This window comes from Mesorhizobium sp. M4B.F.Ca.ET.017.02.2.1 (assembly GCF_003998955.1).
GTDB lineage: Bacteria > Pseudomonadota > Alphaproteobacteria > Rhizobiales > Rhizobiaceae > Mesorhizobium > Mesorhizobium abyssinicae.
Genome location: NZ_RZOF01000146.1, coordinates 1 through 13672, shown reverse-complemented (window position 1 = coordinate 13672; position 13672 = coordinate 1). Strand labels below are relative to the sequence as shown.

Annotated in this window: 10 protein-coding genes; 8 read left to right on the top strand and 2 right to left on the bottom strand. The window is 63.7% G+C overall.

Going from position 1 to position 13672, the window contains the following annotated elements:
- The first annotated feature begins 102 nt into the window (after nt 1–102).
- Nucleotides 103–7101, top strand: coding sequence for an SH3 domain-containing protein (locus EN738_RS35540; protein ID WP_210214081.1), 6999 nt, complete (start codon nt 103–105; stop codon nt 7099–7101).
- A 17-nt stretch (nt 7102–7118) separates the two neighbouring features.
- On the opposite strand, the gene EN738_RS18335 is transcribed toward EN738_RS35540, so the two are convergent.
- A complete protein-coding gene (locus EN738_RS18335; RefSeq protein ID WP_127284922.1) occupies nt 7119–8042 on the bottom strand; it encodes a LysR family transcriptional regulator in 924 nt (307 codons plus the stop codon).
- A gap of 64 nt (nt 8043–8106) precedes the next feature.
- The gene (locus EN738_RS18325; protein WP_127284921.1) at nt 8107–8292 is read right to left on the bottom strand and encodes a hypothetical protein; all 186 of its coding nucleotides are present in this window, start codon (nt 8290–8292) and stop codon (nt 8107–8109) included.
- Between the two features lie 240 nt (nt 8293–8532).
- On the opposite strand from EN738_RS18325, the gene EN738_RS18320 reads away from it, so the two are divergent.
- The 7 genes from EN738_RS18320 to EN738_RS18290 form a co-directional block, all read left to right on the top strand.
- Nucleotides 8533–9180 (top strand): type III secretion protein, encoded by a 648-nt coding sequence (locus tag EN738_RS18320; RefSeq protein ID WP_245494570.1) that lies wholly within the window; start codon nt 8533–8535, stop codon nt 9178–9180.
- A gap of 17 nt (nt 9181–9197) precedes the next feature.
- Nucleotides 9198–9830, top strand: a complete 633-nt coding sequence (locus tag EN738_RS18315) for a hypothetical protein (RefSeq protein WP_127284920.1) — start codon at nt 9198–9200, stop codon at nt 9828–9830.
- Nucleotides 9831–9840: 10 nt separating this feature from the next.
- A complete protein-coding gene (gene sctJ, locus EN738_RS18310; protein WP_348627062.1) occupies nt 9841–10680 on the top strand; it encodes a type III secretion inner membrane ring lipoprotein SctJ in 840 nt (279 codons plus the stop codon).
- On the top strand, nt 10677–11306 hold the full coding sequence (locus EN738_RS18305) for a SctK family type III secretion system sorting platform protein (protein WP_127284919.1): 630 nt from the start codon (nt 10677–10679) through the stop codon (nt 11304–11306). Before sctJ ends, EN738_RS18305 begins: the two co-directional genes overlap by 4 nt.
- Nucleotides 11303–11920, top strand: coding sequence for a type III secretion system stator protein SctL (gene sctL / locus EN738_RS18300; protein ID WP_127284918.1), 618 nt, complete (start codon nt 11303–11305; stop codon nt 11918–11920). The genes EN738_RS18305 and sctL overlap by 4 nt, the downstream gene beginning before the upstream one ends.
- Nucleotides 11917–13266: a FliI/YscN family ATPase gene (locus EN738_RS18295; protein ID WP_127284917.1), complete on the top strand. Its 1350-nt coding sequence runs from the start codon at nt 11917–11919 to the stop codon at nt 13264–13266. The genes sctL and EN738_RS18295 overlap by 4 nt, the downstream gene beginning before the upstream one ends.
- Nucleotides 13263–13672 (top strand): YscO family type III secretion system apparatus protein (locus tag EN738_RS18290; RefSeq protein WP_210214080.1); only part of this gene is annotated, 410 nt, incomplete at its 3' end. The genes EN738_RS18295 and EN738_RS18290, both read left to right, overlap by 4 nt.

Below are 13672 nucleotides of genomic sequence, written 5' to 3'. Positions count from 1 at the left end.
GTGAACGGCCGCGAGCTTTGGGTCGCACCGGAGGTTGCCGCTGCCTACGAAAAGAGTGGGCCGGGCGCAATCGGCGCCAGCGGCAAGTCGGTCCGGATCGAGATGGATGGCCAGTGGCTGTGGGTGCACCCCGAAGTGGCGGCCGCGGAAATCGACAGGGGTTTAGCAGAAACCGAAAAGACTCAACTGGAGACATGGAACAAGGATGTCCGCCCCGCGATGGTGGCGGCGCGCGATTGGTACGGCTTCTACGCAAGCAACCCCAAGCTTCTGACCTATGGCAACGAAGAGCATGAGGCGCGGCTCAAAAACACGTATTTCGAGGAGCACAAGGATCAGGCGCTCGCCGGCTATCAGGTCCGGCTGAAGCAGCTGTACGACAACGGGTTCACGGGCGAATACAAGCAATACAAGCCCGGCGAGCTCAGCGGCACGGTTGCCCGCACTCTCGGCCTCGACGAATCCAGCGAGGGGGTCACGAAGGTTACCGGAGAGATCACCGACCGTGCCGGCGAAAACGCGGAGGTCAAGGTCGTGCCGATCTTCTCGCTGGATGGCGGGATGGAATCGTCGACGGCACTGTTCGCGATCAAGAACGATGGAAAAGAAATCGGCTACGTCGACAGCTCCGGCAAATACTACGGCAGCTTCGACGAATTCCAGCATGAGAACCGCATCTTCAGCCAGAACGGCAAGCTGATCCTGGCCAAGGGCGGCGACATGAAGCTCGGCGCCGATGGGTTCTCGCTCGACGAGGTGGAGATCGCCGACGCACGCAAGGTTGATTTCTGGGACAAGGCCACCGACATCGGTCTTGGCATCGTCGCCGGCGCCGCCACCATCGTCTCGTTCGTTCCGGGCGGTCAATGGGCCATTCCCATTGCGATCACCTCCGGCGCGGCTCTTGGCGGCAAGACGCTCTACAAGGAAGGCGAGCATCTGCTTCAGGGCGGCGACTTCGACAGTCAGTCGGCCTGGAATGTCGCCACCGGCGTGACCGCGTTCCTGCCCGTAGGGGCCGGCGCCCTGCGCACGTTCGGCCTGGCAAGGGCCGGCCTGTCCACGTCCGAGGCGTTCGCGGGCGGATTCGGCATGGCGCGCATGAGTGACGCCAGCTGGGGCATTGGCAAACTCCGCGTAAACGTAACGCAATCCTCTTATGCCGAACAGGCAGCGAGCTATCTGCAAAGCGGCAGCAAGCTGACCAACACAGCCTGGGGCCTCGATGCCGGGGGCGTGGTCACCGGTATTCCGGTGCTTGCCAGGTCGGCGGAGGATCTGGCCAGGCACGGCGGTGAAATGTCATTTGCCGAACTTGCGAACGCCATCATGGGCATCGGCACCGGCGCGGTCGGCACGGGCCTTGGCGGCCGCTCGTTGCTGTACAACATGCCTGGAGCGTCCGGTCCTCGGGGCGGCGACGCGACTCCCACGTCAGGCTTTCCACCGCCGGGCGGACCGGATTCGGGGCCGGGACCGCGGGCGGTCTACGCGATGGGCCAGGACGGTGTTTACAGGCCCACCGGCGAATACGTCATGCCGGACCCGAATGAGATCGTTATCCAGGGCGAGGTGATCGGCGAAACCAGCGGCCAACCGGGGCCCGGTTTCAGCGCTCGGGAGGGGGCCGGAAATCCAGTTGGTCAGCGCGCGCTGCCAGCCGGCAAGTCAGAGGGCCAGAATCAGCCGCCATCGACTGGTGACAAGACTGATCCCTCAGGCAACAGTCAGCCGTCGCGGCCGATCGTCTTGCATGAGCCATTCGAAGGCGCTGGAAGCGGTGACCCGACGATGCTGCCGGGCCGCGATCCAGATGGCTTGGCCGTGCGAAGCCCAGCCAACCCCACTGACGGCGATCCCATCATCGTGTCGAACAAGCCGACCGTGACAGAGGTCCCGGTGCATCTCGTGTGGGATCCGGAAACGCGCAGCTTCACTGGCACGCCTGAACGCGACACAGGCGGGTATGTCTACACAAGCGGCAAGGATCCCAAAACACCCTCGGCCTATCTCGACGGCTTGACCACCGAACAGCTGGTCACCCGTTACGAACAGGAGAAAAGCTACTATTCCAGCCACGAGCTGGCAGAGCGCTATGGCCCGGATGGCATTCCAGAAACAGCGCGGAGGACGGCGGACGAAAGCGCAGCGCCTGGCGCCAACCCGCTGGCAGGCGTCGAGCCGGCCAAACAGAAGAACTGGGGAGATTTCAGGATATCCGCGCTCGGGCGGGTTCGGTTCAACTCCGATCCGGTAAACATGGCCGTCCATTCGATCCCGGGTATGCCTGAGGCCCTCCAGTTGGGATCGCCGACCTGGCGGTCATACATGGTGGGCCTAGGGACACGCACCGATTATCGTGCCCTTTGGCAGGCATTTGCCGACAGCGTCAAATACCGGTCGCTCGAACCGGCACGCTATAGTCTCGGTAAGGAACTGGGAATCTCCATTCGCCCGAACGAGCATCGCAACGTCACGCTCGCGCAGCTCGGCCTCAAGGTTCAGCGCCAGACGGCTTTCCAGTTCAAAGGTCAGGATCTTCTCGACGCGGCACGTCAAAGGCTGTTCGGCGAGGCCTCGGATTCCGTCTTCACGGTCATGCCGCGTTCTGCCAGCGTTGAGGGTCCGGCAGGGAACAAGGGTTGGGCCGTGGAGCTCACATTCAGCCTCGCCCTTCGCTCAAAGTCGGCAATTTTGAAGGACGGTGAAAGCGACTTCTTGCGTCAAACGGCGGACGGCAAGACGGAATTCTCGGAGTTCCACGGCGACGTTCCGTATCGCAAAGTTTACTTGGAGGACAAGTATTACCTGACGAGCTTGCTAAGCGTCGAGAAGCGCTACGAAGTGGCGATGGACGCAACATTGCCCAAGGGAACGATCGTCAATTCAGATTTCGTCGACGCGAACAAGGGAGTGCTTGACCGCCTGCGACTGAGGGCCCAGTTCGTCGTGAAGGACGAGCATACGGCGCAGGCGCTTGCCGACAATCCTGACATGAGCACGATCCGGACACTGGTGGCGTCGGGAGAAATCGATGCTCAGAAATCGATCTTGTTCATTCCTGGCTCGGCAAGCGGGATGCGGCAATCTGCTGTTCCCGGCTTGGCGCTGGGCGAGACAATTGTCGATCTCACGGGAAAAAGTCGACGCGTGTGGGATGCCGGCGCAAGCCGGCTCGAGGTCATCGTCAACGAGGCATTCCACAAATTCCTGCCGAGTCCGGACCGCATTCTCCTGCGCAAGCTGCCTGCGCCCTACAATCATTATGTTCGCTCGGGCGGTCCGATCTATGTCAACCTTTTCGGCAAGCGTGAGGCTGTCGCCTCGACACTTGACGTTACGCTTGCGGTGCGGAGCCCGGCGCTCAAGTTGCGCGTGCCCTCCGTGCCGTTCCTCCAGCTGCCATTGGCGTTCACGGGCGAAATCAGGTTCTTCTACCGAACGAATTTGCCTGAGGTCGCCCCGATCGTCGCGAAGGGCGACTTCGTTGGACGTGAATTTACCTTCGCCGACAACCTGCCTGTGGAAATAGCGGTTCCGCGCTGGCTGCATGAACTCGACCAGCGTGCCGACAGGGGCGGAGGTCTGGCATTTCCGAGAGGCGGCAAGGCGTCTTTCGGAAAATGGCTGGATGAACTCGAAACGACCGCGACACCCGGTCAGAAGGCCGATATCGAGGCGTTCCGCCAATCCACGTTGCTGTCACTCAAGGATGAAGCCTTCATTCCACCTGGCGCGATGAGCGCCATCCGTAACTTCCTCGAGACACAGGCAAAACCAATTGAGATGCCGCCGCCGGAATTCATCTATCTGGCGCCATCCGACCAGCAGCAGGCGCTTGCGCGCTGGTATGGTGAGCAGGGGGTTGCTCCTTCGCCCTCAGACAGGCCTCTTTGGTTTCGACGGCCAGCACCGCCGGCAGGCAACCCTGCGCCTGGGCAAGACGCGGCCGCAGGCGCCGCCAACGCTGCGTCGGCCGGTAAACGCCCGCCAAGAACCCTGCAGCTTCAGGACGAGAGCGGCAATGTGATTACCGCCACAATGCTGGGCAACGGGCCGAACAGTCCGGAGCAGGTTTATGTGCCGCCGGCCGACGGACCAAAGGCGCGCGGCGACGAACCGGAGCTGATGGACAAGTCGCATATTCTTTATCGGGACCCGGAGACGGGCGAAGCATATGTCCTGCCATGGGTGCGCGGCGGCTCGCAGGACCACGTGCCGGGCAGCCAGGGACGGCCGGAGGGAGAAGCCGTGCCGCCGCAGGCAATGCCGGCCAGGAAGGCAATCGAGGCGGCGCCGCCGACCACCTTTTCGCTGCAGCAGGTGCGCAACATGCGGCAGCCTGAAAAATGGAAGGCCGGCGAGACCTACACACGCGAACTCAACGGATCGCTTGGGGAGGCGCATTTCCCGGTCGCGGCCAATCCGGACGGCCCGCATCCGGTCTTCGGCGAGGGCGGGCGCTACGTGGATTCGCCTGTCTTCAAGAGCCCTGACGTGATCGAGGCCATCGAGGTAAAGACCTACCATCGCTGGACGACCATCAACGGTGTCGCCCAGATGCGCGAAGTGCCGCTGACGCCAAAACTGCAGGAGCAGATCAACAAGGATGTGGCGCTGCGCAACGAGAACCCCGCCTATCAGCCGCGCTGGGTTTTCCTCGATGCGCCGCCTTCCGCGGAATTGCAGCGGGCGCTCGACGATGCGGGAATTGTCGGCAACATCTTCGGACACAGCAAGCCCGCTACGGCAACTCCGCAATCTCAACCGGCGTCGAGCCAGGTCGCCGCGGGCCGCACCATCCATCTCCAGGACAGGAATGGCGAGGTGATCGTCGCGGCAATGCTGGGCACGGAGCCGAGGAGCCCGGAACAGGTTTATGTGCCGCCTTCCGACGGACCCCGCGCCCCGGCCGATGCTCCGGAGGTGCAGGACAAGACGCACATGCTGGTCTACGACCCCGACACGGGCGAAGCCGTCGTGCTGCCCTGGATACGCGGTGCCTCCGGCGGCCACGGGCTGACCCGCGATGGCGTCAGGGCTACTCCGCTTGACCAGGTGCCGGATCTCGTCATGGGCGATTTCCAGCCGAACCAGGTTCCATGGCTCAAGCGAGAGCAGGTGGCCGAGCTGACAAAACAGCAGTTCCGCGACATGGATCGGGCCGGCTTGCTGCCGTCTCTGACCAAGGGCCAGCTGCGCGGTATCCCGAAGGCAAAGATAGGCTATGTCAACATCGCGGGCCTCGAGGCGAAGCAGGTTCCCTGGCTGACCGAGGGTCACGTCCGGAATATGACCGACCAGCAGTTCCGGGACCTCTGCAAAGCCGGTTTGACGCCTCACCTGACGAAACCACAGATGCGGGCGATCAAAGGAGACATGGTCGAGTTCGTTGACGCGTCGACATTGGAAGCGCGCCAGGTTCCGTGGTTCAAGCCCAGCCAGGTCGCGAAGTTCACGTCAGAGCAGTTCAAGGACCTGGCCACGGCCGGATTGCTGAACAACCTCACCGAGCGCCAGGTTCCGGCGATCCCCGAAAACATGATCGATTCCATTGACACTGCGAAGCTCGATCCCAAGCAGGTGCCGTGGCTGACCGAGAAGCAGATTCCGGTGCTGACCCGCGATCAATGGGGTGCTTTCACGATCCACCACATCGAAGCCCTGACCCAGCCGCAGATCGAAGCGGTGACACCAAAACAGTTCGAGGAAATGAGCCCCGGCCAGTTCCGCAAGTTCACGCCTGAGCAGTTCGGGTGGATGGGCGGAGATCAGACGAACGGCCTCTCCGTGCTGCAACTGACGAACTATCGTGCCACCCACAGCAAGGCGCTGACGCCGGATCAGGCTGCCAGTGTCGATCTGGCCCTCAGCCATGCGAGGATGCGCGAAAACGCTCAGGCGCTCGCCACCTTTGGCGGCATGTCGACCACCTCCTACGCGTTGTGGAGTTCGTTGCCGCCAACCTGGAGCGCGACTGCCGCAGCGGTGGCATTTGGCGTGCGAGGCTTCGTTTTCGGCTCGCAGGCGATCTTCCCCAACGCAACCGCAAATCACAAGCCGTTCGGGCGATTCCTCAACGCGCTCGGCGGGGCCACATTCATTGCAGCGGCGCCAGGTGCCGCGACCGGGATGATCCAGGGTAAGGACCTTGTCGTCAACAGCACGTTTTCGCTCGGCAACGTCGTCTATGGCACGAAGTCGATGCTGCAGTCGTTCACCGGCAGACCGGTGATCCGAAATGTGGCCGAACATCTGGCTGGACCCGGTTATGTGCTTGGCTGCGCCGTCTATACGCTGCACTCCTGGCCGGCGCCGATCGCCACGGTCGCCGGCACCCTGTTCACGTTCGGCTGCGCCGAATTCTGGGCATCGGCGATCAGGACGGACCGGATGAATCGCCGTTCGGTGCCGCGAACCGATGCCGACATGGCGGCGGCGGAAAAGTCCGACAAAAGATGGGGTGCGTGGGATCGGTGGACCCTGGGCATAACCTTCGGCGTCGGCATGCTTCTCTTCTCGCTGGACTCGCTGCTGACGAAGCCTTGGGAGGGCGCCCCGACCTCTCCACCCGATCCGAAAAAATCGGACGGCGATGCCTCGTCCCAGCAACCCGATGATCCGTCGGATGTTCCGCCGCAAACCCCGCCCGAGGACTTCCCGCAACTCGTGGTGTCGGCGGATGACGGGCTGAATTTGCGGACACAGCCTGACGGGGATTCGAGCGTGGCCACGGTTCTGCAGCCCGGCACGTTCGTCGAACAGACCGCGAAGCCTTCGAGCGATCCGTCAGGAGAGGCCTGGATACCCGTCGAAGGTTTCGGACCGGACAGCAAAATGCATAGCGGCTGGGTTTCCGGCGACCATGTCGAGGTTCATCCCGACGGCAGCAGCAACGCCGAAGGCCGCACGAACCCGACGCTGGAGAAGGACGGCTATCAGTGGGTCGAGGTCAAGAGCGGCGACAGCATTCGCCTGATCGCCAGGACCCACTCAGCGGATGTCGCGGAGACGGTGGTGCTCAACATGGATCACATCCTGAGCCCGGATCAGATTTTTTCGGGCGACCGCATCTATCTCCCGGTCGCATCGGTCGGCTGAGGAGTGGCCGGCTCGGTCTAGTCGGCAGGAGCCTTGCCGATCCTGGCGGCATAGGCGTGTGCGACACAGGCTGCCAGCTTCGCCGCCCGCTCCGCGATCGGATTGGAGGGCTCGGAAGAGTAGGAGGCGGTAAACCGCAGGTCGGACGGGTGCCATTCGCAATCGATGATGCGCAGCTGGCCGCCTGCGGCATAGTCCCGGACCACTTCCTCGGGGAGAGAGGCTATGCCGATACCGTCGACCGTCATCTTGATGGACGCGGCCAGCGAATTGGCGGGGAAGATGCGCGGCGTCTCTTCCAACTCGCCGGTCAGCTTGCGGTAGAGCTCGCTGTAGGGCGTTGTGGTGCGCGCATAGCTGATGATGGGAAATTGCATCAGATCGTTCAGCGTCAGCTTGCGCCGGTTCGGCAATTTCAGCTGCGGCGAGCACACCCAGACGAGCGGAAAGGGCGGCAGCCCGATATTCTCGATACTGTACTCCAGAACCGGGCCCATCAGCACCGCAAGATCGAGCCTATGCGACATGAGTTCGTTGCGAAGGGTGGTCGTCGCGTCAACGACGATATCGGTGTCGATCAGCGGATAGTTTGTCTGCAACTCCTTCAGGAAAGTCGGCAGCCAGGTGTGCACGATGGTTTCGGCAACCCCGAGCCTGAGCACTCCCGCCGTTTCTGAAAGGGAGTTGGCCGTCAGCTGCAGCCTTTCCGCCACGCGCAAGACGCGTTGCGCGGGCGGCAGCAGCCGCTGTCCCTCGGCGGTCAGCCTGACGGTGCTGCTTTGCCGCTCGAACAGCTTGGCACCCAGCGCTTCTTCCAGGCCGGCAATTCGGGTGGATACCGCCGGCTGCGTTGTGTTCAGCCGTTCGGCCGCCTTTCGAAAGCTGCCTAAAGTCGCTACCAGCAGAAATGTTTCGAGCTGCTTGATGTTGAAAGGGATCACGATTCAATGCCGGACAATAATCTGGGCGCCGATCTTCACTCGGTCATATAGGTCGATGACGTCTTCATTGGTCATGCGGATAGCCGCTGTTCGATTGAGCCTGCGCCGGCGCCATGGCGACAGTCAACGTGGCAGCAATCAGAACTGATTCACCCAAGCTCTGGGCGAGGCTCAGCCCGATCGACGTCCAGCGCCCCGGACTTCCGGTGGGAGCATCCAGATGTGCGACCAGGTTCTTGCTTGCCGCCACCGAGGCCGATCCTTCCCAACCAGTCATTGAATCCGGGGATCACGAAGCGGTGACGCCTGATTCCAGCGCGCACCATATCGCTTTGCTCGCTGTTCGCAACATTTGGAACCAAATACACAGAAGCAATCCAATTGGACTTCCAATTTTGCGGTGCGCACGATAAAAGCGAGTTGGCGGGTTAAACCATGAGACAGGCGAGGCGGGTCATCGCTCCGCGTCGTCTTGTGATAGGACCAAATGTTGACGGGACGCGGTACCTGCCATGCACGCTGGTTGTCGGGAGCCAAGGCCGTCTTCGCGGCCGGCGGCCTCGCGATGATCCTGGCGCTTGGCCTCGCTTCGTCTCGGGCGAGCGCCGCCGAGCCACGCTGGCCCGCCGGCCCGTACAAATACATCACGGTCGATCAGTCGGTGACGGACGCGCTGATCGAGCTTGGCCGCAACATGCGCGTTCCGATGCGTGTCAGCAAGCTTGTGAAGGGGCGCCTGAGCGCCGGCATGCCGGTTGGAACGGCCCGCGAGTTCCTGGAAGAGATCTGCAATCGGTACGGCCTGGTCTGGCATTTCGACGGCATCGTCATGAACGTCGCGACCGAGGCCGAAGTCCAGACCGAGATGATCCCGCTCGATGCCAACACGGCTGCCAGCGCGGAAGATCGGCTGCAGCGGCTGGGCGTCATCGATCCGAGGTTTCCGATCAAGGTTTCCAGGCAAGACGATGTCGTCTCGGTGTCGGGGCCGCCGTCCTACGTCGAACTCGTGAGGAAGACGCTCGGAATTCCTGCCGCATCGAGCCCGAAGCGGGAGCCCGGCAAGGTCGTTTCGATCCGCGTTTTCCGCGGCGGCAAGCTGGCGGAGACACAGAATGTGCCCGTCACACCGAACTGAAACAGGAGGCCAGGATCATGCAGATCGCGCCGATTGGAGCCCTGGAGGCAACGCTGGCAAATTTGACCACCAGCATAAGTTCGCAACAGCAGATCACCGCCGGCGCGGCAGCGCAGCCGGGCAACCGGATGGTGGGCGCCAAGCAGGAAAAGCACGATGTCGCAAAGGCCAGCACGCCCGACCGGGGCGATGTCGCCACGCCGGCAGGTCGGCAGGTGGCGCAGGCATCGTCCGGCGCCAATCCGGCAGCGGGCGGACAATCTGCCAAAGCGGAACGCACCGAGCCGATCGTGGAGCGCCAACTCTTCGACTATCTGGCCGAGGCGGAGAAGGCAGGGGGTGGGGCGCTCACCGATCCGTCGGCACTGTTCGGTTCCGCCGTTCGGTCGCTTGAAGGAACCATGCAGCAGGTCCAGAAAGCTCTCGGCCAGGCGAACGCCCCCGTGAACGCTGAAGCAGCCTCGCTGCAGGATGCCACCGGCAAGGCGGCGCCGTCGGGCAAGGAAGGCGAAAGCGCGCCGGCAAAGAACGCCGAGCAACTTCTCGAGCGATCGATTTCGGTGATGTGGGCAGCCGCCAATCTCGAGGTGGTGACGAGCAGCGTGACCGCCGTCACCTCGTCCACCAGCACGCTGATCAAGCAACAGTAAGCGCTACGGAGTGTTCGTGCCCACGCTATCCTTGCCGCGGCGATCAACGCTTTTGAATCGGTGCGGCGCCCGGTGCCGGGTCGCGCTGGTTGTCATCGGCATGCTTGTGCTCCAGGCGTGCTCGGTGGAGCTCTATTCCAACCTCAACCAGCAGCAGGCCAACGAGATCGTCGCCACGCTGATGCGTCGCGGGATCCCGGCCCAGCGCGAGGCCGGCAAGGACGGCAAGATGACGGTGTCCGTGCAGAAGGGCCGTTTCGCGGAAGCCATGGCAATCCTCGACGAAAGCGGATTGCCCAAGCAGGAATTCCAGACGCTCGGCGAGGTGTTCAAGAGAGACGGGCTGGTGTCCTCGCCGGTGGAAGAGCGGGCGACCATGATCTACGGCCTGAGCCAGGAGCTTTCGCAGACGATCTCGGACATCGACGGCGTGCTTTCCGCACGCGTCCATCTCGTCTTGCCGGAGAACGATCCGCTGAGACAGCAGCTGGTGCCGTCTTCCGCCTCCGTCTTCATCCGGCATCGCGCGTCGGTCCCGATGAATGAGCTGATCCCGCAGGTCAAGATGCTGGTGGCCAAGGGCATTGCGGGACTGACCTATGACAATGTCTCGGTCACGCTCATCCCGGTGGCCGCGACGGCCCCCGAGCACGAAAGCACCGAAGCAGGCTTCACGACATTCCTTGGCCTCTGGCTGCATCCGGACAGCGTCGCCGCCGCGATGTGGCTGTTCTACGGCATGGCGGCGGCCATACTCGCGCTGGCTGCCCGGCTGGCGTACCTCCAGTGGTATCGACGGCCGGGTGTCTATGCGCTCGACGCATCCGCTCTGCCGGTGAAGAAGACATGACCGGGACCGGCTCGCAGCAAACCGCCAGCCCGGAATGGCAGGCATTCATGGCCAATCCCGCATCCTATGCGGATGCGGCCCGGCTTGCGGAATGCTTTGACGGCACGATAAGCGAGGCCGCCTGCGAGCGCATGCTGCGATCGCAGCGCCTGCAGGAGCGCTTGTCGAAATTGCTGCTCGAGCGCTACCGGCTCCATTCCGCGGCCGATGAGCCGGCCGACGCGGTGGATCGGGCGATCGCGTTGTCATCGGGTGAGGAGTTGGAGGAGCTTGCGCTCCGCTCGGGCGCGATCTACTGGGCCGGCAGTCTGGCCGCTGTCATCGATGGACGCGAAGCCGCCGGATTGCAGGCGGCCCTTGGCGCCGATCTCTGCGCCTTGTCGGTCGCCAACCGCGATCTCGCCGGTCCGACCCAGTCCTTGCAGCCCTTGGAAGATATTCATGATCGCGTCTATGCCGATGGGCTGAGCTGCCTTGGCGCGTGGTGTCAGGCGATGCCCGGCGAGACGAGCATGCGGGTTCGCCTCAAGCTGATGCCGCACGGGTCTGTCGACGCAGCGGCGGCCGAAGCATTTGCCGCTGCCGGTCCGGCGATTGTTCGACGAGCGATGAGCGAGACGAGATGATCGAACCGGGCAAAGCGATCGACGCCATGCCGAGGCGCCCTTCTGCGCGCATCCTGCGCGCCGCGGAAGCGCGCGCCTGGCAGGATGGGCACGCCTTTCTCGACGAGGCGAGGCGCGATGCGCAGCAATTGCGTGAGGCCGCCCGGCGAGCCTACGCGGCCGAATATGCGCAGGGCTATGAGGACGGCAAGGCGCAGGGCGATGCGGACGCCACGCGGCTGATCGGCGAAACAGCGGTCAAGGTGGATCGCTATCTCGCCGGGCTGGAGGCCGAAGTCATCGGCCTGGCCATCGAAATCGTCAGGCGAATGCTGGGCGAGTTCGACGTCAGCACGCTTGTCGCCAGGGCCGCGAGACAGGCGGTTTCCGAAATTCGCCGTGCCAAATATCTGAAGGTCCGGGTTCATCCCGCTTCCGTCGACAGGGTCCGGGACGAGCTGAACGCGGTCCTGCGCGACAGTGATCTGGGCATGACCGTCGAGATCGACGCGGATGATGCGCTGGCGGTCGGCGCCTGCATCGTTTCGACCGACTTTGCCGTCGTCGATGCCAGCATCGACGCGCAGCTCAAGGCCATAGCTGCCGCCATCGCGTCGAGGGCGGAGGTTGCATGACGACGCCCGCTACCGAAATCGAAAATCGCCTGGCGTCCATCATCCCCGGCCTGCGCTCCGGCCTGCGCGACGATGCCAGCCGGCCGAGGCGAGGGCGCGTGCGGAGGGTCACCGGCACCGTCATCCACGCGACCGTGGAGGAGGCCCGGATCGGCGAGATATGCGAACTGATCGACCCCAGGACAGGCAGGACGACCAGGGCGGAAGTGGTCGGCCTGCTGGACGAGATGGCGATCCTCGTTCCGCTTGGCGATCTGACCGGCCTTTCGAGCCTGACCGAGGTCGTTGCGACCGGAAAGGACCAGCAGGTGCCCGTCGGCCCCGGCCTTCTTGGCCGGGTGATCAGCGCGCTCGGCGAGCCATTGGACGGCAAGCCGCTTGCGCCGGACGGCATTGCCGGCAGCTATCCGGTCAACGCCTATCCGCCATCTCCGCTTGAGCGCAGTATGATTTCCGAGCCGATCCAGCTCGGCATCCGCGCCCTCGATGGGCTGCTCACCTGCGCGCGCGGGCAACGCGTCGGTATCTTCGGCGAGCCTGGCGTCGGCAAGTCGATCCTGCTTTCAGATATCGTCAGCGGTACCGACGCCGATGTCGCCGTGGTCGCCCTTGTCGGCGAACGCGGGCGCGAGGTGCGCGAATTCGTTGAGCATCAGCTTGGAGCGGAAGGGCGGGAGCGGGCGATCGTCGTCGTCGCGACATCCGACCGGCCTGCCATCGAGCGCGTCAAGGCCGCTTACGTGGCGACCAGCATCGCGGAGTATTTTCGCGACCAGGGCAAGCATGTGCTGCTTGCGATGGACAACATAACCAGGTTTGCCCGCGCGCAGCGCGAGATCGGCCTGGCCTCGGGCGAGCCGCCGACGCGGCGCGGTTTTCCGTCTTCGCTGTTCGCGGTGCTGCCGCGTCTGCTCGAGCGCTCGGGGCCCGGCCGGGTCGGGTCCATCACCAGCCTCTACAGCGTTCTCCTGGAAGGCGACGGCACGCTGGATCCGGTCGCCGAGGAGATCCAGGCGCTTCTCGATGGCCATGTCTTCCTGTCGAACGAGCTGGCGCAGCGCAACCATTTCCCGGCCATCGACGTCCTGCGCAGTCGAAGCCGGCTGATGGATGCCGTCGTGCCGCCGGCGCACCGGGCTGACGCGAGCCGCCTTCGAGAACTGCTTGCCCGCTACGCCGACATCGAGCTTCTCCTGCGCGTCGGGGAATATCAAAAGGGCAGCGATACCGTGGCGGACGAGGCGGTGGCCAAGATCGACGCCATCAATGCCTTCCTGCGACAACCGTCCGCCACGCACGAGGGCATCGAGAAGACACGCCAGCGCATGCGGGAGATCGTCCAATGAAGGCGCCTGACACGATCGCCCGGCTGCGCGACCTCAGACGCCGCCGTGAGGAGCGTGCAACGGAAGAGGTGATCAGAAGGCAAGCCGCCGCGCAGCGGGCTGCGAGGGAGGTCGAGGAAGCGGCGGCCGCCGTCACCGAACACCTTCAGCGCACGGTCGACGCCGAAGATGCAGCGTTCGGTGCGCTTGTCGGACAGCCGGTGAAGGCTGCCAGCCTGTATCGGCTTCAGGGTCGGTTCGAAGTCGCCGCCAGCAAAACCGGGCAATTGCGAGAGAACGAGAAGATGGCCGGCGTGGCCGAGCAGCGACGCAAAGTGGAGCTGTCGGCAGCCCGCAAGGATCATCGCGCGAGCATGAGGGCCGTGACGAAGCTGGACGGGCTGCTGGAGCACCTGACCAGGCGCAC